Origin of the sequence: Cellulomonas sp. A375-1 (assembly GCF_001040865.1) — a bacterium.
Classification (GTDB): Bacteria; Actinomycetota; Actinomycetes; order Actinomycetales; family Cellulomonadaceae; genus Cellulomonas; species Cellulomonas gelida.
In genome coordinates this window covers 19938-43412 of record NZ_LFKW01000150.1, presented here as the reverse complement: position 1 = coordinate 43412, position 23475 = coordinate 19938, and the positions used below count along the sequence as shown (strand labels likewise).

The 23475-nt window shown below is 70.6% G+C and carries 20 protein-coding genes; 7 read left to right on the top strand and 13 right to left on the bottom strand.

The genetic code is table 11. The annotated features are described in order from the left end of the window. Positions 1-25: 25 nt before the first annotated feature. Entirely contained in the window at positions 26-1858 is a 1833-nt protein-coding gene (locus CWIS_RS16155) for an ABC transporter ATP-binding protein (protein WP_048344363.1), read from the bottom strand. 77 nt (positions 1859-1935) lie between these two features. On the opposite strand from CWIS_RS16155, the gene CWIS_RS17835 reads away from it, so the two are divergent. Then, positions 1936-2532 carry a PH domain-containing protein gene (locus CWIS_RS17835; protein WP_197080877.1) on the top strand — a complete coding sequence of 199 codons (597 nt, stop codon included), beginning with the start codon at positions 1936-1938 and terminating at the stop codon, positions 2530-2532. 62 nt (positions 2533-2594) lie between these two features. Here the strand turns inward: CWIS_RS17835 and CWIS_RS16145 are convergent, their stop codons facing one another. From CWIS_RS16145 to CWIS_RS16135, 3 genes are all read right to left on the bottom strand, one after another. Further along, positions 2595-3698, bottom strand: coding sequence for an ABC transporter permease (locus tag CWIS_RS16145; protein WP_048344362.1), 1104 nt, complete (start codon positions 3696-3698; stop codon positions 2595-2597). Next, positions 3695-5182, bottom strand: coding sequence for an ABC transporter permease (locus tag CWIS_RS16140; protein ID WP_231583953.1), 1488 nt, complete (start codon positions 5180-5182; stop codon positions 3695-3697). The genes CWIS_RS16145 and CWIS_RS16140 overlap by 4 nt, the downstream gene beginning before the upstream one ends. 240 nt (positions 5183-5422) lie before the next feature. Next, on the bottom strand, positions 5423-7285 hold the full coding sequence (locus tag CWIS_RS16135; RefSeq protein ID WP_048344360.1) for an ABC transporter family substrate-binding protein: 1863 nt from the start codon (positions 7283-7285) through the stop codon (positions 5423-5425). A 507-nt stretch (positions 7286-7792) separates the two neighbouring features. Between CWIS_RS16135 and CWIS_RS16130 the strand changes: the two genes are divergently transcribed. The 3 genes from CWIS_RS16130 to CWIS_RS16120 all read left to right on the top strand — a co-directional run bounded on the left by CWIS_RS16130 (position 7793) and on the right by CWIS_RS16120 (position 11381). Next, entirely contained in the window at positions 7793-8359 is a 567-nt protein-coding gene (locus CWIS_RS16130) for a nitroreductase/quinone reductase family protein (protein WP_048344386.1), read from the top strand. 235 nt (positions 8360-8594) lie between these two features. Then, positions 8595-10925, top strand: a complete 2331-nt coding sequence (locus CWIS_RS16125; protein ID WP_231583951.1) for a glycoside hydrolase family 3 N-terminal domain-containing protein — start codon at positions 8595-8597, stop codon at positions 10923-10925. A gap of 99 nt (positions 10926-11024) precedes the next feature. After that, entirely contained in the window at positions 11025-11381 is a 357-nt protein-coding gene (locus tag CWIS_RS16120) for a DUF4180 domain-containing protein (protein WP_048344358.1), read from the top strand. A 55-nt stretch (positions 11382-11436) separates the two neighbouring features. On the opposite strand, the gene CWIS_RS16115 is transcribed toward CWIS_RS16120, so the two are convergent. Together CWIS_RS16115 and CWIS_RS16110 are read right to left on the bottom strand one after the other, a co-directional pair. After that, on the bottom strand, positions 11437-12075 hold the full coding sequence (locus CWIS_RS16115) for a 4a-hydroxytetrahydrobiopterin dehydratase (RefSeq protein ID WP_048344357.1): 639 nt from the start codon (positions 12073-12075) through the stop codon (positions 11437-11439). Positions 12076-12240: 165 nt separating this feature from the next. Continuing rightward, on the bottom strand, positions 12241-12726 hold the full coding sequence (locus CWIS_RS16110) for a CGNR zinc finger domain-containing protein (RefSeq protein WP_197080876.1): 486 nt from the start codon (positions 12724-12726) through the stop codon (positions 12241-12243). 57 nt (positions 12727-12783) lie between these two features. On the opposite strand from CWIS_RS16110, the gene CWIS_RS16105 reads away from it, so the two are divergent. Then, positions 12784-13470, top strand: a complete 687-nt coding sequence (locus tag CWIS_RS16105) for a hemerythrin domain-containing protein (protein WP_048344355.1) — start codon at positions 12784-12786, stop codon at positions 13468-13470. Positions 13471-13553: 83 nt separating this feature from the next. Here the strand turns inward: CWIS_RS16105 and CWIS_RS16100 are convergent, their stop codons facing one another. Beyond that, positions 13554-15452, bottom strand: coding sequence for a right-handed parallel beta-helix repeat-containing protein (locus CWIS_RS16100; protein ID WP_082156541.1), 1899 nt, complete (start codon positions 15450-15452; stop codon positions 13554-13556). Positions 15453-15827: 375 nt separating this feature from the next. Between CWIS_RS16100 and CWIS_RS16095 the strand changes: the two genes are divergently transcribed. Both CWIS_RS16095 and CWIS_RS16090 read left to right on the top strand, forming a co-directional pair. Further along, entirely contained in the window at positions 15828-16391 is a 564-nt protein-coding gene (locus tag CWIS_RS16095) for a hypothetical protein (RefSeq protein ID WP_022925102.1), read from the top strand. Continuing rightward, positions 16381-17334, top strand: a complete 954-nt coding sequence (locus CWIS_RS16090) for a hypothetical protein (protein WP_048344353.1) — start codon at positions 16381-16383, stop codon at positions 17332-17334. Before CWIS_RS16095 ends, CWIS_RS16090 begins: the two co-directional genes overlap by 11 nt. Positions 17335-17355: 21 nt before the next feature. Here CWIS_RS16090 and CWIS_RS16085 read toward each other — a convergent pair whose 3' ends face one another. From CWIS_RS16085 to CWIS_RS16060, 6 genes are all read right to left on the bottom strand, one after another. Beyond that, positions 17356-17907 carry a hypothetical protein gene (locus tag CWIS_RS16085; RefSeq protein WP_012397802.1) on the bottom strand — a complete coding sequence of 184 codons (552 nt, stop codon included), beginning with the start codon at positions 17905-17907 and terminating at the stop codon, positions 17356-17358. Positions 17908-18131: 224 nt separating this feature from the next. Further along, the gene (locus tag CWIS_RS16080; protein ID WP_012397801.1) at positions 18132-18440 is read right to left on the bottom strand and encodes a hypothetical protein; all 309 of its coding nucleotides are present in this window, start codon (positions 18438-18440) and stop codon (positions 18132-18134) included. Next, complete coding sequence (locus tag CWIS_RS16075; protein WP_048344385.1) at positions 18437-20350, bottom strand: cation-translocating P-type ATPase; 1914 nt, start codon at positions 20348-20350, stop codon at positions 18437-18439. The genes CWIS_RS16080 and CWIS_RS16075 overlap by 4 nt, the downstream gene beginning before the upstream one ends. Then, positions 20347-20706 (bottom strand): helix-turn-helix transcriptional regulator, encoded by a 360-nt coding sequence (locus CWIS_RS16070; RefSeq protein ID WP_012397799.1) that lies wholly within the window; start codon positions 20704-20706, stop codon positions 20347-20349. The genes CWIS_RS16075 and CWIS_RS16070 overlap by 4 nt, the downstream gene beginning before the upstream one ends. A gap of 78 nt (positions 20707-20784) precedes the next feature. Further along, positions 20785-21861 carry a redox-regulated ATPase YchF gene (ychF, locus tag CWIS_RS16065; protein ID WP_048344352.1) on the bottom strand — a complete coding sequence of 359 codons (1077 nt, stop codon included), beginning with the start codon at positions 21859-21861 and terminating at the stop codon, positions 20785-20787. Positions 21862-21906: 45 nt separating this feature from the next. Then, a complete protein-coding gene (locus tag CWIS_RS16060) occupies positions 21907-23427 on the bottom strand; it encodes a hypothetical protein (protein ID WP_369796599.1) in 1521 nt (506 codons plus the stop codon). Positions 23428-23475: the final 48 nt, after the last annotated feature.

Here is a 23475-nt window from a genome sequence, read left to right as displayed (position 1 = left end):
CCCGCGCCGGGCACCGTCGGGACCGTCAGAAGCCGCGCCCCGCCTCGCGCTCGTTGTCGACCTCGGAGATCTCGTGGATCTCGCGACGCGTCGCCTCGTGCGCCTGGTGCGCCTCGTCACGCGCGAGCTCGAGACGCTGGGCCTCGAGGAGCGCGTCGCGCGCCTCGCGGCGCTCCTGCTGCGCCTCGGGGTCCGGCACCGGCACCGCCGCGAGCAGACGCTGCGTGTACGGGTCGACGGGGTGGTTGACGACCTGCGCGGTCTCGCCCACCTCGACGAGCTTGCCGTTGTGCATCACCGCGATGCGGTCCGAGAGCATCTCGACGACCGCGAGGTCGTGGCTGATGAACAGGCACGCGAACCCGTGCTCGCGCTGCAGCTCCTGGAACAGCTCGAGGACCGTCGCCTGCACCGAGACGTCGAGCGCGGACGTCGGCTCGTCGGCGACCAGGAGCTGCGGCTCGAGCGCGAGGCTGCGGGCGATGCCGACACGCTGGCGCTGCCCGCCCGAGAGCTCGTGCGGGTAGCGGTTGCGCATGGCGCGCGGCAGCTGGACCTGGTCGAGCAGCCGCTCGACGGCGCGCTGCATCTCCTGGCCCTTGACGCCTCGGTGCAGCAGCAGGGGCTCGGCGATCGACTCGCCGATCGGCAGCCGCGGGTTGAGCGAGCTGCCCGGGTCCTGGAAGACGATGCCGACCTTGGTGCGCAGCGGCTTGAGGTCGCGCATCGACGCGCCGACCATGTCCTGGCCGACGATGCTGAGCTTGCCGCTCGTGACGGGCAGCAGGCCGACGATCGCGCGGCCCACGGTGGTCTTGCCCGAGCCCGACTCGCCGACGAGACCGACGACCTCACCCTTGCGGATCTGGAGGCTCACGCCGTCCACCGCCCGGAACGCGGGCGTGCGCCGGCGCCCGGGGTACTCGATCACGACGTCCTGCGCGTCCAGGACCAGCGGACGGTCCTCGGCCGACGCCGTCGAGGTCGCCGGCGCCGTGCCCGCCCGCTCGGCCGCCGCCGCCTCGGCGCTGCGGCCCAGGTGCGGGACGGCGTCCAGAAGCTTGATCGTGTACGGGTGCTGCGGGCGGGCGAACAGCTCGCGCGCCTCACCCTGCTCGACGACCTGGCCGTCCTTCATCACGAGGATCTTGTCGGCCATGTCCGCCACCACGCCCATGTCGTGCGTGATGAGGACGATGCCCGAGTCGATGCGCTCGCGCAGGTCGCGCATGAGCTTGAGGATCTCGGCCTGGACGGTCACGTCGAGCGCCGTGGTCGGCTCGTCGGCCAGCAGGAGCTTCGGGTCGCACGCGAGCGCCTGCGCGATCATCGCGCGCTGACGCTGACCACCCGAGAGCTGGTGGGGGTAGGAGTCGATCCGGACCTCGGGGTCGGGGATCTCGACGAGCGTGAGCAGCTCGAGCGCGCGCGCACGCGCCTCGGCCGGACCCATCTCGAAGTGCGTGCGCAGCGTCTCGACGATCTGGAACCCGATGGTGAAGACCGGGTTCAGGGCCGTCATCGGCTCCTGGAAGATCATCGCGACCTCGCGGCCGCGGATGCGTCGCAGCTTCGAGGCCGACATGCCGATGAGCTCACGGTCGCCGAGCTTCGCCGAGCCGCGGGCGCGACCGTTCGGCGGCAGCAGGCCCATGAGCGCCATGGACGACTGCGTCTTGCCCGAGCCGGACTCGCCGACGATCGCGAGCACCTCGCCGGGCCGCACGTCGTAGGAGACGCCCTGGGCCGCGGGGTACCACGTGCCGTCCACGTAGAAGTCGACGCCGAGGTCGCGGACCTCGAGCACGGGAGCGCTCGTGTCGGCGGGAGTCGGCGCGTCGGTGGTGTCGATGGCCACGGTCAGGATCCTTCCGGGGTCAGGTGGCGGCGCCCGGTCAGGGCCGCGCTCACCTGCTGGTCTGGGAGCATGGCGGGGTGGGTCCCACGCTGAGGTTCTCGTCGAGGTACGGACGGTGGCTGACCGTCGCGGCCGGTGCGGCCGGTGTCGTCGCTGTGGCGTCGATCGCCGCGACCGACGGTCTGGCGGCCGCGCTGCGCGCGCTGCCGGTCACCGGTCTGCTGGTGCTGCTGCTCTGGGCGGCGTACTGGCGCCCCGAGGTCGAGGTGTCCGACGGGGGCATCACCGTGCGCAACGTCTGGCGCACGGCTGTGATCCCCTGGCCGACGTACCGTGACGCCGAGGTGCGGTTCAGCCTGCGGATCGAGACGACCGACGGTGCGGTCGAGGCCTGGGCCCCGGCCCGCAGCAGCGGTTCCGCGCGCTGGCTGAGCCGCCGCGGACCGGCGGCGCCCGCACTGCCGGCCGACGACGAGCGTGTCGACGGCACGGCCGAGGACACACTGCGCGCGATCGTGGACCGGCACGCCGTGCTCGCTCGCGCGGGACACCTCGATCGCGCCGAGTCCGCCGTGGCGACCGGCGCCGTGCACGTCGCACGGGCCTGGCACGCGCGCCTGCTCGGCGCGACGCTCGTCCTGCTGGCCGCGAGCGTTCTCGTGCTCGCGGCCTGAGCGCGCGGCGGTGACCCCGGCCGGAGCCGGGGTCACGCGCACGGTGCTGGTCGTCATGGCGGTCAGGCCGCGCCCGGGCCCATGCCCACGTTGCGGCCGTCGATGTGCGGCGGCATGGTCGTGGTCCGCGCCTCGGCCGCGGCGAGAGCCTTGGCCATCTTGCGCTCGGACGGGATCCGCTTCTGGCGCGGGTCGAACGCGTCACGCAGGCCGTCGCCGATGAAGTTGACGGTCAGCGCGATGACCACGATGAACAGACCCGGCCACCAGAACAGCCAGGGCCGCGTCGAGAACGCCTCCTGGTACTGCTGGATGAGCTGGCCGAGCGAGATCGTCGGCGGCTGGATGCCGAAGCCCAGGTAGGACAGCGCGGTCTCGAGCAGGATCGCCGAGCTCATGAGCAGCGTGGTGCTCACGATGATCGTGCCGATCGCGTTGGGCAGGATGTGCTTGAAGATGATCCGCTGGCTGCTCGCGCCCGCGACGCGCGCGGCGTCGACGAACTCCCGCTCACGCAGCGCGAGGAACTCGCCACGCACCAGGCGCGCGAGGCTGGTCCACAGCACCAGGCCGAGCGAGACCGCGAACAGCACCCCGGACACCTGGCCGGCGAGCTTGCCGATCACGGCGCCGATCACGATCGTCGGGACCGTGATGAACAGGTCCGTCGTGCGCATGAGGAGCGTGTCGAGGCGGCCGCGGAAGAAGCCCGCGAGCGAGCCGACGAGCACGCCGATGCCGCACGCGACCAGGCCGATGATCACCATGACCATGAGCGAGGTCTGCACGCCGTGCATGACGCGCGCGAACAGGTCGCGCCCGAGCTCGTCCTGGCCGAACGGGTGCGCACCGATCGCGAAACCCTCGCCGCCGAGCCAGCTCGGCAGCGTGAAGGTGGGCGCGCCACCGGGGTTCACGACGTCGAGGTTGGTCTCGTAGCCGGTGTACTTCCACCACCCGGGAACCGGACCGAAGCCCACAGACGTGAAGGCGAGCAGGACGACCGCGATGAGCAGGCCGAGGCCGGCCATCGCGCCCTTGTGCCGGAAGAACCGGCGACGGACGATCTCGCCCTGGGACAGTCCGACGACGTCCTTGAGCTCGATCTCGTTCTCGGTCCGCTCGTTGCGGTCGGCGGGCAGCTGGGGGTCAGGAGAGGTGCTCATGCGTCCAACCGGATTCTCGGGTCGATCACCGCGTAGATGATGTCAGCGACGATGTTGGCGATGATGGCGAGCGAGGCCGTGATCAGCAGGTAGGCCATCACTGTGTCCTGCTCGGCCTCGCCGAGCGCGTGCACGAACAGCTGACCCATGCCGGGTCGCGCGAACACGGCCTCGGTGATGACCGCACCGCCGATGAGCGTGATGACGTCGATCGGCACGATGGTCGCGAGCGGGATCAGCGTATTGCGGAACCCGTGCCGCACGACGACGACCCGCTCCGGCAGGCCCTTGGCGCGCGCGGTACGGATGTAGTCCTGGTTCATCACCTCGAGCATGCTCGACCGCGAGTACCGCGTGTACGCGGCGAACGCGATGAGCACGAGTGTCGCGGTCGGCAGGATCAAGTGGGTGAAGGCGTCAAGCACCTGCACCCAGTAGTTGCCGCCGAGGCCGGGCGTCTGGTCGCCGAACGTGGGGATCGGCCGTCCGCCGAGCGCCTTCGAGTACGGCGGCCACACCTGCATGACCTTGTCGACGAAGATCAGGGCGCCCATCACGAGCGCGACCGCGACGCCGGACTTCGCCGACACGCCCCAGTCCGGCCCGCCGTACAGGCGACCGACGACCCAGCCGATGACGCCGGTGACGACCGCGAGCCCGACGAGGATCCAGAACGCGCCCTCGCCGTCGACGCCGAACGCGTCGCCCTTGAACACGGTCTGCATCGGGAAGTACAGGACGAACCCGATCACGACGACCGTCAGCGCCGTCCACAGCGCCCGGCGGTTCTGCAGGCCCGCGAACACGCCGACGATCGCGAACGCCACGGCACCGCCGATGACGAGCAGCAGGATCGGGCCGATCTTGGGCTCGAGCCACCAGTTCGACAGCTGCAGGTAGGCGAGCATGCCGATCGTCGCGGCGGCACCGATCAGGAACACCTGGCTGCGACGGCGCACCGAGCCACCGATCGCGAGCATCCACAGCACGCCCATGCCGATCCCGACGACGGCGATCGTCGCCCACGCCAGGTTCGGGTCGCGCAGGAAGTCGTTGAACCCGATCGCGCCCCACTGCTTGAGCATCACCGCGACCCAGAACGAGGGCAGCGAGTACAGCAGGAACGACAGGAAGATGATCAGGTAGTCGAACGTCGCGTACTGCCGCAGCGCGCTGACGATCCCGACGGTGATGCCGAGCAGCAGCGACAGGAACGTCGCCGCGGTCACGAGCTGCAGCGTGGAGATGATCGCGTGGCCGATCAGTGAGCTCACCGACTCGCCGGTGCGCCACGAGACACCCAGGTCGCCCTGGAGCACGTCCCCGACCCACTGGAAGAAGCGGATGACGGGACTGGTGTCGAGACTGAGCAGCTCGGTGCGCGCAGCCATCTGCTGTTCCTTGTTGACAGCGGTGCTCTCACGCAGGTCCTTCAAGGGGTCGATCGCCGCGGCGACCAACAGGTACATCAGAAATAGGGCCACGAACAGCGTGGCTAGGCCGGCTAGAAGCCGGCGGATGAGGAATCTCAGCACGGGTGGGCTACCTCTTGGTCGGTGCACCGCGGTCCTGGGGATAGTAGCCCCGCTGGCGCGGTCCGGTTGTATCCGGTCGTGCACGCGCTCAGGGCGCTGGGATGGTGCTCCCAGCGCCCTGAGCAGGAGTCACAGGCCGGCGACACCCGCCTTCCCGGCATCTCGTCGGGAAGGCGGGTGTCACGTGTGTCACTCCGAGGCAGCCTCTCCGGCCGTCCAGTTCCAGAAGCCGTAGAAGATCGTCGGAGCGATCGTCAGCTTCGAGACGTTGCCGATCTTCGCGGGGTTCCAGGCGGTGACGCCGGGGAACTGGAAGATCGTGACACCGAACGCGTCCTTGACGAGCTCGGCCTCGACCGCGGTCAGGATCTTCTCCTGCTCGGCCGGGTCGGTCTCGACCTGGAGCTTGTCGAACTCGGCGTCGACCGTCGCGTTCGAGTAGCCGTAGAAGTTGTTCGTGGCGCCGGTGCGGTAGTTCGCGTCCGACTCGGTCACGGCCGTCGAGGTCGACTGCCAGCCGAACAGGGCCGCGTCGTAGAAGTCGGTCGCGTTCGACAGGTCCGTGCCCCAGTCGGTCTGGACCTCGTAGGGAACCGCGTTGAAGCCGGCCTCGGCGGCGGACGCCTTGATCAGCTCGAACTGGTTGGTGCGGCGCGTGTTGTTCGGGTCGAACAGCACGCGGACCGTCGGGTTGGCGGCGCCGGCCTCGGCGAGCAGCGCCTTGGCGCCGTCGATGTCGACCTCGCCGTACGCCTCGGCCTGACCGTTGCCAGCGACGATGCCGTCGTACATCGGCGAGCCGGGGACCACCGTGTACGAGTCACGCGTCGTGGTCATCGTGGGGTCGAGCGGCGTGATGAGCTTGTCGACGATGTCCTGACGCGGGATCGTCTTGAGGAACGCGTCGCGGACCTTGTGCGCCTTGTCGGCGTCGCCGCCGTAGGTGGCCGGGTCGAACGGGCCGCCGTTGGCGAACTGCAGGTCGACGTGCTCGTAGGTGCCCTCGGCGCCGGTCGCGACCTCGACACCGTCGAGCTTCTGGACCGCCGTCAGGAGGTCGGCCGTGGCCTGCGGGTTGATGAGGTCGACCTCACCGTTCTGCAGCGCCTGGACCTGACCCATCGGGTCGCCGTTGTAGCGGACCGTGACCTTGTTGATCGCGGCCTTGTGGTCACCCTTGTAGTCGGGGTTCGCCGTCAGGGTGATGAACTGGTCCTTCACGAACTCCGTGATGGTGTACGCACCGGAGGTCACGAGGAGGTTCTTGTCGGCGTCGGCCGGCATCTGCGCGAAGTTGAAGTCGGTGCTCCAGACCTTCGCGATCTTCGACAGCGACGCGCTGTCGTTGTCCTGGATCGCCTTGATGACGGCGTCCTGGGCCTCGACGCCGTCCTCGATCGCGAGGGCGCGCTGACCGACCACGTGGGCCGGCAGGTTCATCGAGATGGCCGTCTCCCAGTCGGCGAACGGCTTGTCGTAGGTCAGCGTGATCGACTTGCCGTCGACCTCGGGGACCTGCGTGACGAGCGCCATGGCCGGGCTCGCGGCGTCGAAGTAGACGCCCGCGTCCAGCTCGGCCTGGTTGGTGATCTCACCCGTCTCGGGGTCGGTCACGGCCTCGACGTTGGTGTACTTGCCGCTCTGGGCGGCCCACTCGAGGAGGAGGTCGGCCGGGCCGGCCGGCGTGCCGTCGGACCACTGCGCGGTGTCGGCGAACGTGTACTTGATCTGCAGCGGGTCGTCCGACAGCTTCTCGTACGAGCCGAACGACGTGTCCTGGACCAGGTTCAGGTCCTCGTCGTAGTAGTTGAAGCCTGCGTTGAGCATGTACAGGATGACGTTGTTCGCCGTCGCGTTGCCGGTCATGCTCGTGCCGTTGGCCGAGTAGAACGGCTGGTTCCACGCGATGTTGACCGAGCTGTCCTGGCTGATCCCGGCGTTGTCGTCCTTGGTCGCGTCGTCGTCGGCGGTGCCGTCGCTCGAGCACGCGGCGAGCGACAGGGCGCTCACGGCGGCGACCGCAGCCAGTGCGGCCTTACGGGTGATCCTCAATTGATCCTCCTGAATGAAGGTGGCGGGTCCCGCCGAGCACTCCGGATGACGAGCACCGGGCGCGACCGGGCGGCGGACCCACCAAGGTTGCGTGCAACGTTAGTCAAGCCAAATCGGGCAAAGTGGGTCCGTCGGCTCGCAGGGGCCGATCGTTACCCGATTGATACTGACCAGTAAGTCTCACCATGTGAGACCGCGACGGAAGTTCGTCCAGAAATATGCCCTTCCTCCAGCGGGAACCCTGTCCAGACCGCGTCAAATCGGCGGCCGCGGCCCGCGAGATGTGTTAAGGGCCCGTAACACGCCCGCTACACGCCCGATACATGCCTGCCACGCCGCCCGCACCTGTCGCGGTCATCCTCGTCTCCGACAGGCTCCCGCGCGCGGTGAACGGCCAGTTCTCCCGCGCGCAGGAGGCGGGCTCGCGCGCGCGGGAGCCGGGGACTCGCCGTGCGGCGCACGACGACCTCTCGCACGGTGAGCGCGGAGTCGGGGCGCACCGGCACAATGCGTCGCGTGAACCCGACCGACCTCGCGCGCCGCGCCGCGCGCACTCGCTGGTTCGCGGCCCTCGGCCGCGCGACGTCCCGGCTCGACCGGCGCCTGCAGCGCGCGACCGACGGCCGATGGACGGTGCTGGGCCGCGCCCACCTGCCGCAGCTCGTCCTCACCACGACCGGTCGCCGCTCGGGCGAGCCCCGCGAGGTCGTCCTGCTGCACGCCGTCGACGGGGGCTCGTGGGTGGTGCTCGCGTCCAACTGGGGCCAGGCGCACCACCCCGCGTGGGCGCTCAACCTGCTCGCGGACCCGCACGCGCAGGTCACCGTGCGGGGCGCGACGACGCCCGTCGTCGCGCGGGTCGCCGGGCCGGACGAGGTCGACCGTCTGCTGCCGCGCATGCGCGCGATCTGGCCGGGGTACGAGGCCTACGCGCAGCGCGCCGGCCGAGAGCTCTACCTCTTCGTCCTCGACCCCGTCTCCGACGGCACCGCGGCGCCCGCGGGGCCCGGCACGGCCGACAGCGCCGACGGGAGCGACGAGACCGACGAGACCGACGACCAGCCCGGCGGCTGAAGGTGCCACCGGCACGGCGCCGACGGCGTCACCACCCTGCGCCGCGTCCGGACGCCGACCACGCGGCTGCCGCTCCGCACGACCAGACACCTACCGTGCGGTAAGTGATTCTGGGCTAGGCTCGCCCCGGGTGTGGAACCGCTCCCGCACGCGCTGCGAAGCCGCCTGCACGTGCTCCGGACCGGACGCCCGCCCACGCCACCGTCGCCGTGATCGTCGTCGTAAGGACTCCGTCGTGACTGCACCCCACGAGACCGCAGCAGTGCCCGTCGAGCAGACGGCCGGGCCCGCGTACGTCGACCCGACGCTGCCCGTCGCCACGCGCGTCGCCGACCTCGTCGGCCGCATGACGCTGCCGGAGAAGGTCGGCCAGATGATGCAGCTCGACTCGCGCGACGGCGTGCGTCAGCTCATCGAGGACGTCCACGTCGGCTCGATCCTGCACACCTCTCCCGCGCTCGTGCGCGAGGCGCACGAGGTCACGGCCCGGACACGCCTGCGGATCCCGCTGCTCGTCGCCGAGGACTGCATCCACGGCCACTCCTTCTACGAGGGCGCGACCATCTTCCCCACCCAGCTCGGCATGGCCGCGTCCTGGGACCCCGAGCTCGTCGAGCGGGCCGCGCGGATCACCGCGGTCGAGGTCGCCGCCACCGGCATCCACTGGACGTTCTCGCCCGTGCTCTGCATCGCGCGCGACCTGCGCTGGGGTCGCGTGTCCGAGACGTTCGGCGAGGACCCGTTCCTCATCGGCGAGCTCGCGTCCGCGATGGTCCGCGGCTACCAGGGTGACGGCCTGACCGACCCCACCGCGATCCTCGCGACCGCCAAGCACTTCGCGGGCTACTCCGAGACGCAGGGCGGGCGCGACGCCACCGAGGCCGACATCTCCCGGCGCAAGCTGCGCGCGTGGTTCCTGCCGCCGTTCGAGCGCGTCGCGCGCGAGGGCTGCGCGACGTTCATGCTCGGCTACCAGTCGATGGACGGCACGCCGATCACCGTCAACGACTGGCTGCTGACCGACGTCCTGCGCGGCGAGTGGGGCTACACCGGCACGCTCGTGACCGACTGGGACAACGTCGGTCGCATGGTCTGGGAGCAGCAGATCCAGCCCGACTACGCGCACGCGGCCGCCGCCGCCGTCAAGGCCGGCAACGACGTCGTCATGACGACCCCGCAGTTCTTCGCGGGCGCGCAGCAGGCGGTCGCGGACGGCCTGCTCGACGAGGCCGCGATCGACGCGGCGGTCGCGCGCATCCTGACCCTGAAGTTCGAGCTGGGGCTGTTCGAGGAGCCTCGTCGGCCCGACTCCGCACGCATCGCCGAGGTCATGGGCGTCGCACCGCACGAGGAGGTCAACCTCGAGCTCACGCGTCGATCGGTCGTCCTGCTGCGCAACGAGGGCGTCCTGCCGCTCGCCGGCGGGTGCACGGCCGGTCCCGACGAGCGTGCGGTCGCGCCCGCGGGCGCCGAGCGCCGGCGCGTGCTCGTCGTCGGCCCCAACGCCGACGACACCGACGCGCAGCTCGGCGACTGGGCCGGTCGCTCGGGCCAGGTCGACTGGCTGCCGGACGGCCATCCGCGCCACATGATCGAGACCGTTCTCGACGGGCTGCGCACGCGCGCCCCGGAGGGCTGGGACGTCACCCACGCGCGCGGCGCGGACATCCTCACGCTCGCGCCCGACCCCGAGGGCGAGTTCTTCCCCGACGGTCAGCCCCGCCCGCAGGTCGTCGTGCCGTGCGAGCCCGACGAGGCGCTCATCGCCGAGGCCGTGGCCGCCGCGCGCGAGTCCGACTACGTCGTCGCCGTGGTGGGCGACCGCATCGAGCTCGTCGGTGAGGGCCGCTCGACCGCGACGCTCGAGCTGATCGGCGGCCAGGTCGCCCTGCTCGACGCGCTCGCCGCGACCGGCACGCCGATGGTCGTCGTCGTCGTGGCGTCCAAGCCGCACGTGCTGCCCGAGTCCGCGCTGCAGGCGGACGCGATCGTGTGGGCCGCGAACCCCGGGATGCGGGGCGGGCAGGCGATCGCCGAGATCCTGCTCGGCCTCGTCGAGCCGTCCGGCCGCCTGCCGATCACGTTCGCGCGGCACGTGGGCCAGCAGCCGACGTTCTACAACCAGCTCCGTGGCCAGCACGGCACGCGCTACGCCGACCTCACGCAGCGCCCGGCGTTCGCGTTCGGCGAGGGCCTGAGCTACACGACCGTCGAGTACGGCGACCTCGAGGTGCTCACCCCTCGCCTCGGTGTGTCCGACGACGTGCAGGCGCGCGTGACGCTGCGCAACACCGGCTCGCGCCCCGCCCTCGAGACCGTGCAGGTCTACGTGAGCGACCTCGTGACCACCACGATGTGGGCCGAGTCCGAGCTCAAGGCGTACCGGCAGGTCGTCGTCGAGCCCGGCCAGACGGTCGTCGTGGACCTGGAGCTGCCGGTCGCGGCGTGCTCGATCGTCGACGCGGACGCGCGGCGCGTCGTGGAGCCCGGCGAGTTCGAGCTCCGGGTCGGGCCGTCGTCGGTGCGGGAGTCCCAGCTCACCGCGCGCTTCGTCGTCGCGGGCTGAACGGCGCAGGTCACGTCTCGACGCCTGCCGGGTCACGGCCTGACAACGACCTGGGTCGATGCGGGTCCCACGGACCCGACAGCGGCTACGGTTGCCGCCATGCAGGTTGAGGTCATCGGCGACCACCGCGTCCTGGTGCTGCCCGGATCCGGTCCGTCTCTCGGCGTGGCGCAGGCGACCGACCTCATCGGGGATGCCTGGGGCTACGACGCGAGCGTCGTCGCGGTCCCGATCGAGCGTCTCGACCCCGCGTTCTTCCAGCTCCGCTCGGGCGTGGCGGGAGAGATCGCGCAGAAGCTCGTCAACTACCACCTGCACCTCGTCGTCGTAGGCGACGTCAGCGAGCAGGTGGCCGCGAGCGAGTCGCTGCGCGCGTACGTCACCGAGTCCAACCGGGGACGGCACGTGTGGTTCGTCGCGAACGACGACGAGCTCACCCGGCGGCTCGCGGGCTGAGCCGGCCCACGCTCCTCCGGGCCCCGACGCCCGGATGCCGATGCGGCCCGCGGGCCTACGCGCGGTCCTGCCAGGTGCACAGGCAGATGCGGTTCCCCTGCGCGTCCGCCAGGACCCAGAAGCTCGGTGCGGCGCCGTCGTCGACCAGGCGTCCACCGGCGGCCACGGCCGCGTCGATGCGCGGCTGCACCTGGCTCGGGTCCACCCACACGTCGAGGTGCCAGCGTTGCCGGGGCTCCTCGCTCCCGGACTGCTGGAACCAGACGGGCGGGAGCGCCTCGGCGGGGTCGCGCACCTCGTCGTCCTGGGCCCCGTAGCCGAGCGTCGCGGCGTAGAAGTCGATCACCTCGTGGTGGTCCGGGCTGTCGAGCGCGAGCTCGACGACAGCGCGCGACGTGCCCTGCAGCGCGTGCCCGGCCTCGGCGGCGAACGCGCTGATGTCGCGCGCGAGCCGCACGTCGCGCTCGGTCACGCCGCCGGCGTCATGGCTCGTGAGCCGCACGTCGACGTGCGGGTACCGCAGGTCGACGTCCGGGTGGTGCCCCTGCTCCTCGGCCGCGGCACCGATCCGGTTGACGAGCGCGAGCCCGGCGGCGAAGCTCCCGGTCGCGATACGGGTGTGGAGCCCGCCGGGCAGGTGCACCCAGCCCGTCAGACCTGCGTCGGCGATCTGCTGTCCCGTCAGAGTTCCCATCGCCCCATGCTGACGCGGGGGTCCGACACGCGCAGGGCGAGCGGTCGGGTCCACGCTCGAGCGCCGGGCGCGACGGCCCGTCCCGTGCACCGCGCCCCGCCGTCCTCGCCAGGATCGACGCGGCGAAGGGCGCGTGCCGCGCGGGGGCTGAGGTCCGTGCGGGGCTCAGGTGCGCGCGCGGGCGCGGTACGCGCGGGCCTTCATCACGTCGCCGCACTCCCCCATCGAGCACCAGCGGCCGGACCGGTTGCGGGACGCGTCGTAGTAGACCCACTGGCAGTCGGGGTTGGCGCACGCCTTGAGGCGCTGCAGCCGCCCCTCGCGGTGCTCGTCCAGCACGACGACGAGCAGGCGGGCCAGGTCGTCGTCCTCGTCGGCGGGCGTCAGCCGGGGGCCGTCGGGGCCGACCCGGAGCACGAGCCGCCGTCGCGAGGCCTCGTCGTCGAGCGCCGCCGGGTCGCCGTCGACCACGAACGCACGCAGGGCGTCGCGCAGCGCGCGCAGCGGAGCGGGGGCCTCGGCGAGCGTGTCGACCCCGTGGAAGCGGTTGTCGGTGTTGAGCAACGCCCGCAGTCGCTCGAGCGCGTCGGGTGCGACGCCCGGTTCAGCACCCTGGGTGATCCAGGGGTCGAGGGCGTTGACGGCGGGCACGAGACCCACCATAGTCGTCACCACCGTTATTCGTTCACTAGTGACGTAAGGACCGCGATGACGACGACCACCACACCGACGAGGCCGCGCGCCGACCAGCCCGGCTGCGACACCTCCGACATGCTCACGATCCACGCGCTGTTCCGCCGCGCGTTCACGGACCTGCCCGACCTGGTGCGCGGCGTCGCCGACGGCGACCTGCGGCGCACCGCTGTCGTCGCCGCCCACGCACGTGAGGTCGCGGGCGCACTCCACCACCACCACACGGGCGAGGACCACCTCCTGTGGGACGAGCTCGAGAAGCGCGCCCCCGCGTGCGCGCTGCACGTCGGCCGCATGCGCGCTCAGCACGCCGTCACGGCTGAGGAGCTGCGCGAGCTGCACGAGGCGCTGCCCACGTGGGAGCGGACCGCGTCCGTGCCCGAGCGCGAGCACGTCGCCGACGTCCTCGACACCATCCGCAACACGCTGCTGACGCACCTCGGCGACGAGGAGTCCGCGATCCTGCCGACCGCGTCCACGGTCATGACGCAGCGCGAGTGGTCGGCGCTGCACGAGCACGGGATGAAGTCCGTCCCGCGCGACCGCCTCCTGCTGCAGCTCGGCTGGATCCTCGAGGTCGTCCCCGCCGACGAGCGAGCCGGCTGGCTCAAGGCCAACCTCCCGGCCCCCGCCCGGCTGCTGTGGCACCTCGTCGGCCGACGCCGGTTCGCGGCCCACCGAGCCCGCATCTACGCGAGCTGACCTCTCCCCGAGGCGCCCGGCACGTGCAGCATCACGCCCGTCGACGCCAGCCCGCCACCCGCCGGACGTCAGCCCGGGCGTGCTCAGCAGGGGGCGGGGGTGCCGCCGTCGCCCGCCACGCAGAGGTCCTTGCCCGGGCCGCCGTCCATGGTGTCCGCTCCCGGGCCGCCGACCAGCAGGTCCTTGCCCGCTCCGCCCTCGAGCACGTCGTCCCCGGGGCCTGCGAGCAGCAGGTCCGCGCCGTCGCCGCCGATCAGGCGGTCCTCGCCCTTGCCGCCGATGAGGATGTCGGCGCCGCCCAGACCGCACAGCACGTCGTCGCCGTGCCCGCCGATCAGCAGGTCGCTCCACGGGGTCCCCGTCCGGGTGCAGACCACCTCGGCGGCGGGCTCCTCGATCTCGACCGCACCCGCCTCGCAGTCGGTGCCGGTCGGCCGGGTCACGCCGCGCTGGTCGACCGCGAAGACCGTGCACGCGGCGGCCGGGACGGCGCCGGCGACGGGGCTCGTGCCGAGCGGCAGCAGGGTCTGGGTCGGTCCGCCGTTGTCGGCCAGCGTCCCGAGCTGCACGTCTCCGACGTTCGACTGGTCGCCGGGACCTCCGACGAACGCGCACGACGCGTCGCCGACGACGTTGTACCCCGCCGAGGTCGTCGCGCCGGCGATCGCGCAGTCGGCGCCGCCTCCCGCGGCCGCCCCGACGACCGAGCCGAAGCTCGCGAGGCCCGCCGCCGTGCCGATGTTCGCCCCGGTCGGCGCGCTGTTGCCGACCACCGTTGCGTGCCGCAGGACCGCGTCGCCCGTGCTCGTGTAGACAGCGCCGCCGGTCACCTCCGCGGAGTTGCCCGAGAACGTGGAGTCGTCGACGTGGACCTCGCCGGTCACCGCGTAGATGCCACCACCACGGCCGTCCGCGCCGGTCGCCGAGTTCCCGCTGAACGTCGACCGGACGACGACGACCTGCGCCTGCGGCGCGTCGTCGGTCAGCTCGACGATCGACACGACCAGCCCGCCGCCCGGGCCGACGCGCGTGTTCCCGGCGACGGTCGAGTCGGTGATCGTCGCAGTCCGCTCGTCGGTCGGCTCGTCCTGGTCGACCGCCCACACGATGCCGCCGCCGGTCGTCGAGCCGGCCGGGACGTTCCCGGTGATCGTCGACTCGGTCACCACGAGGTCCCCGCACGCCGAGCAGGAGACGCCCGGCCCGCCGTTGTCGACGGCGGACGACCTGATGAACGTCAGCTCGCCCGCGCCCTGGCCCGTCGTGAAGACACCGCCCTGGCCGTTGTCGCTGATCGTCGAGTCCTCGATGCCGACCGCGCCGTCGATCGCGCCGATCGCCCGGCCGGTGTGCTGCGTGATGGTCGACCCGTGCAGCGAGATCCCCCCGAACGAGACCCGGATGCCGGTGCCGGTGTTCGGCCCGATCACCGAGTCGACGACCGCGATGCTCGACCCGTGGCCCTCCTCGCCGCTGTTCAGCACCGGACCGGTCGCCGCGTCGTTGCCGGACACGGTCACGCCCGTCAGCTCGAGGTCGCTGTTGAACCGCACCGCGGCGCCGTCGAAGGTGTCACCGCCGGTGATCGTGAGGTCGCCGAGCGCGACCTGCGTGGTGCTGTCGAGCGTGTCGAGCACCCGTTCGTCGGGACAGGTCTGCGCGATCGTCGAGCCGCCGCCGTTCACCCTCAGCGCCTGCGCGCCGGTGTAGTCGAGGTCGCCGGCCACGTTCGCGTCCTCGTCGTCGCCGCACAGCGTGAGCGAGTACGTGCCGGCCGCGGCGAGGTCGATGACCGTGGCGTCAGCGGCGGCGTTGGCCGTGTGGACGGCCTCACGCAACGAGACGAGTCCGTCGCCGCCGTCGACGACGTCGGTCGTCGTGGTCACGGTGACCGTCGCGGCTGCCGACGGGGTCGCGAGGACCACCACCGGTACTGATGCTGCGACGAGGGCGAAGGTGCTGACGACGGCTGCGCGCTTCATCACGACGAGGTCCCCCAGACCGGGCCCGGCCGACGGCGTTGTCGGGTTGGCCCGTTTTCGACACCTCAGGGTCCACCCCACGCGGCCCGTCGGCCACCCCAGAGCCTCAGGAGCGGCGGCGCCGTCACCCGGGCCGGGCTGCACGGGAGCACGCACGCACAGCTACACGTTGAAGCGGAACTCCACCGCATTCCGGCACATACCAACCTGTGGTTCCGTGTCTGGCTGGCATCGCCTCGGCCCCCACCTCGCCCCTTCCGGAGACGCAGAAGGTGGGGCAGCGGGGGCACGCGACCCGATCTCGCGTCCGCCTCTGTCGGCAGCCCCTGATAGGACATAATGACAGGTGACTGCGACCCACAGGGAGGTGACTTGGTGCTGCCTGCACTTGACGAGCAGACGGGCCTGCTTCCGCTGGGCCGATTCGGCGCGTCGTTGGAAGAGATCAAATCCCACTACGTTGACGATCCCCGGTTCGCGAAGTCGGCGACCCGCGCCGAGATCTGGCAGCACTTCGAGTCCGCTACCGACGGCATCCGCTCTGTCGTCCCCGTGGTGTGCGTATGGGTGGGTGGCAGCTTCCTTACCGACAAGATCGATCCTGACGACATCGACCTCGTCTACTGGGGCGAAGACGTGCTCGTTGACCAGGTGACCGACCCCAAGGATCGGTACATCCTGCAGATGTTCGGGATGAACCAGGTCCGACCAGCGACGGGCCTGCGCGTTGATACTCGATACTGCCTATGGCACGTGTTCCCCGAGGCGGACCGCGCCCACTCAGTCGAGCACCAGTCATATGCGTTGAATCGTGGCTACTGGGATGACTTCTGGATGCGCAAGCGCAACGGCGCGAAGGAAGATCCTCCGCAACGGCCGGATGCCCTACCGCAGCGCGGCTACTTCGAAGTGACTCTGGACGGTTTCCATGGCGTTTGACTGGAAGCAGTTCAAGGCCAACGTCCAAGGCGAAGCTGAGTGGCAGGACGCAGATGATCTTGCGCGCATGAGCATCGAGACTCTGCGCGCTGAGCACGGCTTGCTGCGGCGCGACGCTTCTTCAGGGTCTCTGCGCCTGACTGGGCCAGGAATCACGATCCACTCGGGAGCGATCGACGGGATTGCTGACACGCTTCGCAATTTTCAGCGCCTGGTGCTTGCGACAGGCCTCGCGGTGAAGGGGCACAAGTCGTTGCGTGGGCAACCGCCCGCCGACGTCGTCTCGAAGACCCGACTGAACCTCAATGGTTCACCACTGCCGGGAAGCCTCATCCTGCAGATCGTGCCGACGACTTCGCCAGCGGACGAGATCTCACCCGATGGCCAAGTCGGGCTGTTCGGAGACGACAATGCAGAGCCCCAGTTGATCGACACCGCCATGAAGCGAGCACTGGGACTGCTCGAGGACGGACGTCGTCTCGGCCCAGATGCCGACACCAGTGACTTCTTGGCGCGCATCCGCGAGTACGGACCGCGCGTCGCCACGACGTTGCGCGACTTCTCGACAGGTCTGGTGAAATCAGGGTTCGAGCCTGATCTCACTTGGTCCCAGCCTCGCCAGGCGCGCCTGCGCACGCGCCTCTCCACGGCTGAACTCGCTCACATTGGAGAGCTCATCGCTTCTCGGGAACTCGAGCTCGAGCCGACCACCATCCGCGGCATCTTGCGGACTGTCAGCGAGATCAGCGCTTGGCAGCTGGAGATCGAGGACGGCGAGATCGTCAAGATCGACGCGAAGAAGATCCCTGCGGCGAACACTGCAACGCTGCGCACCGGCATGTCAGTTTCAGTCGATGTGTCAGTCACGGAAGAAACCGGCCCTGCCGGCGAAGTTAAGCCCAAGTACACGGCGACGTCGTTCACAGTGCCGAGCAACCCGTAAGGCCGAGTCGTTACACCACATCTAGTCCAACGGCTGGATCCGGAGGTTGGTCCGCGGCGGCAAATCCCAGCCGTGACGCGCATGAATTTCCCTAACCAACTCTTCCGCGTTGACCTGGAGCTTGGCAAGTGCAGCCGCGTCGTGGCCGACTGATCGCAAATGGCGCAGGTTGCTGCTCAGCGCGTGCGCCCAACTCATCAGCGGGTCGAGGTTCGCCACCCGCCGCTCAACGGTGTCGCCGGGCTTGGCGGCCTCCATCACCTGGCGGCCGATGGTCGCGCCCAGCGTGCGCTCGGCCTCCAGCCACGAGTCGATACCATCCCAGCCGTCGAGCTGGTCGACGAGCGCGATCGACGTGATGCGCAGGTTGGCGAGCCGCTCCCCCACCGGCTCGGCCGTCGGATCGAACCCGATTAGGCGCTGCACGGCTTCCTGCACCGCGAACCAGCGTGCGTCCTCGGCCGCCTTGCGCGACTCGGCGAGTGCCTCGTTCGCGCGCTTGTTCGCTTGGTAAGTGCCGACGCCGGCGATCAGCAGCGACAGGGCCGAGATCACCAGCGCGAGGACATCCATGGCTCGATCCTGCCACTACAAGAAGCAGTTTCTGAAGCACTTCCGGCTATTGCTTGCCCGAGGCGCGTCAGCCGACTAACCCGCGCTCACTACGATGCTCCGCGCGGCGACCAATCCCTACAGCGCGAATCTCCACTCCACCGATTTCCGGTACATACCACCCTCTTGAGGTGTGCAGTGAAGCGCTCGGCCCCGCGTCCGGGACCGACAGCTTGCGTTCGACGTCAACGATAGGTCTCGTGCAACGCCTCCTCGATCTGAGACGGAGTCGGTGCACCGGCGTACCCGCGCTCAGTCGCGTAGACCCGGCACGCGAGCGAGCGAACCGGTTGCGTCGGAAACAGGTCGACGCCGTCGACGAGGATCGTGGGCGAGCCTCCGAATCGGGTGTTCGCCGCTTCGGTCTCGGTGTGGATCGTTACCAGCTCGATGGGCACTTCCGCGAGCTCGGCGGCATCCAGCGCGGCGCGCGCGTTTGCTTCGGCGATGGCCGTGTTCGGGCAGTCGACGATGTGCAGCAGTTCGACCTTCATACGATCTGCTCCTTCCGGGTCCGGGCCGCGCGCAAGCCATTGAGGATCACGATGACCTCCGCGATCTCGTGCACGAGCACCACGGCAGCGAGTCCCAGGACGCCGAAGAGGGCGAGCGGGAGCAGGGCGATGATGATCAGCAGCGACAGGATGATGTTCTGGTTGATGATGTGCCGTCCGCGCCGGGCATGGTCGAACGCGCGCGGCAGCAGCCGCAGGTCGTGCCCGGTGAACGCGACATCGGCCGACTCGATCGTGGCATCCGACCCGGTCGCGCCCATCGCGATCCCGATGTCCGCGGCGGCGAGGGCGGGGGCGTCGTTGATGCCGTCGCCGATCATCGCCACCGAACCATGCTGGCCGAGCTCAGCGATCGCAGCGGCCTTGTCCTCGGGGCGCAGCTCGGCGCGCACGTCCTCGATCCCGGCCTTCGCCGCGAGAGCGCGGGCGGTGCGGGCGTTGTCGCCGGTGAGCATCGTGACCCCGATGCACTGCGCGGCGAGCGTGCGGACGACCTCCGGGACCTCCAGGCGCAGCTCGTCGCGGACGCCGATCGCAGCGACCGGCTCGCCGTCGCGGTGCACGATGACGACCGTCATGCCCTGCTCCTCCAGCCCTGCGACCCGGTCGCCGAGCGTCCCGGCGTCCAGCCAGCGGGGGCTGCCGACCGTGATCCGCGCGCCGTCGAGCTTGCCCTCGATGCCGTGCCCGGCCTGCTCGGTCACGTCCTCGGCTACTGAGGCCCCCGGCGCGGCGGCGGTGATCGCGGCCGCGAGCGGGTGGGTGCTGTGTTGCTCCAGCGCGGCCGCCCACGCCAGCGCCTGCGCCTCGGTGGTCCCGTCGGCGGTGAGAACGGCGGTGACGACGGGCTCGTTTCGGGTGAGGGTGCCGGTCTTGTCGACGGCGACGTGGCGGATCACGCCGAAGCGCTCGAACGCGGCACCGGACTTGATGATCACGCCGAACTTGCTCGCCGAGCCGATCGCGGCGACCACGGTCAGCGGCACGGAGATCGCCAGCGCGCACGGCGACGCCGCCACGAGGACGACCAGGGCGCGAGTGACCCACAGCTCGGGGTCGCCGAACAGCGAACCGATCAGCGCCACCAGGACGGCGAGGACGAGCACACCAGGGACGAGGGGTCGGGCGATGCGGTCGGCGAGGCGGGCGCGGTCTCCCTTCTCGGCCTGCGCCTGCTCAACGAGCTCCACGATCGTGGTCAGCGAGTTGTCGGTGCCCGCCGCGGTCGTCTCGACTTCCAGCGCGCCGGCGGAGTTGATTGCACCGGCCGAGACTGCATCTCCCAGCTCGACCTCGACCGGGATCGACTCTCCAGTGATCGCAGACGTATCCAAACTCGAACGACCAGTGACCACGACGCCGTCGGTCGCGATCCGTTCGCCCGGCCGCACCAGCATCAGCTGGCCCACCTGGAGGTCTTTCGCGGCGACCTCGACCGACGCACCGTCGCGGCGGATGGTCGCTGTCTCAGGGACGAGCTTGAGCAGCGCCCGGAGCCCGCCGCGGGCGCGGTCCATCGCCTTGTCCTCCAGCGCCTCAGCGATCGAGTACAGGAAAGCCAGGGCCGCGGCCTCCTCGACGTAGCCGAGGATCACCGCGCCAATGGCGCTGATCGTCATCAGCAGGCTGATGCCGAGCTTGCGCTTGAACAGTTTGCGGATCGCGCCCGGGGTGAACGTCGACGCTCCCAGCAGCAGACCGAGCCAGAACAGCACCAGCGCCAGGATCTCGAGCCCGGACCACTCCAGGACGAGACCGGTCAGGAAAGCGACGCCGGAGAGGACCGGGACCATGATCCCGCGGTCCCGCCACCAGGGTCGCTCCTGCACCTCCTCAACTGCTTCGCCGACCGTGGTCTCGGGCTCGTCGCAACCGCACGCCGCGCTCATGCGCCTGCCCCCGTCCCGCAGCAGCCCGGCACCGGGCACTGGTCATCAACGCATGGCGCGTGCTCGTCGACGGCCAGCGTCACATCCACGAGCGCCGTGAGCGCCGCAGCGAGGTGCGGGTCGGCGATCTCGTAGCGCGTCTGCCGTCCCTCGGGCTCGGCGGCCACGATGCCACAGTCGCGCAGACAGGTCAGGTGGTTCGACACGTTCGACCGGGTCAGCTCCAGCTCGCGCGACAGCACCGCCGGATAGCTCGGGCCGTCGAGCAGGGTCATCAGGATCCGGGATCGCGTCGGGTCCGCCATGGCTCGGCCGAGCCGGTGCATGACGTCGAGGCGTGAAGCAATGGTCAGCATGCACTGAACTATACAGTGACTGCTGACCTATTTTGGTCATCGCATCGGCAGGTCAGACCACTCAATCGACGCCAGAGGTTATACGGCGAAACGAAATTCCACCACGTCTCCGTCGTGCATGACGTAGTCCTTGCCCTCGATGCGGGCCTTGCCGGCGGCACGCGCGGCGGCGACCGAGCCGGTCTCGACCAGGTCGTCGAACGAGACGACCTCGGCCTTGATGAAGCCCTTCTGGAAGTCCGTGTGGATGACGCCCGCGGCCTGCGGTGCGGTCCAGCCCTGGCGGATCGTCCAGGCGCGAGCCTCCTTGGGGCCGGCGGTGAGATACGTCTGCAGGCCCAGGGTGTGGAAGCCGACGCGCGCGAGCTGGTCCAGGCCCGCCTCGTCCTGGCCGTTGGCCTCGAGCATCTCGCGGGCCTCGTCGGGCTCGAGCTCGACGAGCTCGGACTCGAACTTGGCGTCGAGGAAGATCGCGTCGGCGGGCGCGACGAGCGCGCGCAGCTCGTCCTGCATCGCGGTGTCGGCCAGGCCTGCGTCGTCGGTGTTGAAGACGTAGATGAACGGCTTGGACGTCATGAGCTGCAGCGCGCGGACGTGCTCGTCGTCACCCAGGCCGGCTGCGAACAGCGTCTTGCCGGTCTGCAGCACCTCGAGCGCGCGCTGCGCGGCGGACAGGACCTCGGCGTCGGTCTTCTTGCCCCGGACCTCCTTCTCGAGCCGCGGGATCGCGTTCTCGAGCGTCTGCAGGTCCGCGAGGATCAGCTCGGTCGAGATGATCTCGATGTCGTCCTTCGGGTTCACCTGGCCGGACACGTGGACCACGTCGGGGTCGGCGAACGCGCGCGTGACCTGGCAGATCGCGTCGGCCTCGCGGATGTTGGCGAGGAACTTGTTGCCCAGGCCCTCACCCTCGGACGCACCCTTGACGATGCCCGCGATGTCCACGAACGAGACCACCGCGGGGACGGTGCGCTCCGAGCCGAACACCTCGGCGAGCTTGTCCAGGCGCGGGTCGGGCAGCGGCACGACGCCGACATTGGGCTCGATCGTCGCGAACGGGTAGTTCGCGGCGAGCACCTGCGCGCGGGTCAGTGCGTTGAAGAGGGTGGACTTGCCGACGTTGGGCAGGCCGACGATGCCGATGGTGAGTGCCACGGGCGTTGAGTCTACGGGGGCGGCCGGGCGCCCCCGACCCGGCCGCTACTCGAAGGCGATGACGCGCTGCAGGAGCACGGGCGCCCGACGCTCGAGCAGGCGACCGCCCACCCGGATCCCGACGACGAGCCACCCGGCACCGAGCACGAGCCCGACGACCAGCGCGACCCAGCCGAGCGTCGCCGAGGGCCGTGCGACCGCGATCCACGCGAGCACCGAGGACGGCAGCGCGGCGACGAGCACGGCCAGCCAGCCGACCATCTGCGAGAGCACGGTCGCGAGCGACGCGCCCTGCCGGGTCTGGAACGGGTTCTCCCCCGGCTGTTGCACGGGCTGCACGAACAGCGCGGACACGATGCTCGCGCCGCCGTAGGTCGTGAGCATGATGCCGACGGCCGCCCCGAGCAGGGCGGGCAGCGCGTCCGTCCGGTCCGCGATCACCGCCGTCACCACCGTGATCGCGACGACGAGCGGTGCCGAGATGACGGCCGACGCGAGCACGCGGCCCAGCCGGTCGACCCAGCCGCGCACGCCCGCGCTCACGTGCATCCAGAAGGCCGAGCCGTCGTACGAGACGTCAGCGCTCAGGCCCCAGCCGGAGACGAACGCCGCCAGGGCACCGGCCGCGAGCATGAGCCCGCCACCCCGCCCGACGACCCACAGGAGCACGGGGATGAACGGGACCATCGCGAACGCGACCGCGTAGCGCGGGTCACGGAACCAGTAGACGAGGCACCGACCGGCGACCGCGCCGAGCGGCGTCGCGGGGATGCGGCCGAACACGCCGAGACCGGTCGATCGCCCGCCGCTCGCGGCCCGGGCCGGCTCGACGAGCGTGCGCGCGAGCGCCACCGACCAGAGCCAGAACGCGAGCAGGAGCGTGGCGACGGCGATCGCGAGCCGGACCAGGACGAGCCCCCACTCCCCCGCCGCGGCATCGGCGGGAGCGGCCCAGGCCGCGCCGAACGGCGTCCACACGAGCACGCGGACGAGGCCGTCGAACGTGTGCCGGTCGAGCGAGAGCGACGTGATCCCGGAGAGCACCGGGCCGATGCTGACGATCGCGAGCAGGCCGAGGACCGCGAACAGCTCGCGCACGCGGCGACGCGCGACCAGCGGCGCGACGAGCGCGACCAGCGCCCGCCCTCCGACGACCGCGACGGCCAGCCCGAGCACGGCGCCGACGACACCGACCAGGAGCGCGAGCGGGTGCTGGAACCAGGCGAAGCTCGTCGAGACCGCGGCGATCGCGCTCAGCACCCCCGGGATGCCGACGAGCGCCGAGGCGGCCAGGCCCAGCACGAGCGTGCGCCGCGGGATCGGGTACGTGGCGAAGCGTTCGGGGTCGAGCGTCGCGTCCACGCCGAACGCGATGAGCGGGACGAACCACCAGCCCACGACGAGCGCGGAGCCGATGAGCACCGTCACGGTCCGCTGCAGCTCGACGTCCTGCGTCCCGACCGCGACCATGCCGGCGACGACGAGCGCGGCGATGCCGAGGCCGTAGAGCACCGCGAACACGAACCCGACGAGCTGCCAGACGCTGCGCCGGAAACCGTTGAGCAGGAGCGCGAGCTTGAGCCTCAGGAGGTGCGCAACCACGCGAGGCCCTCC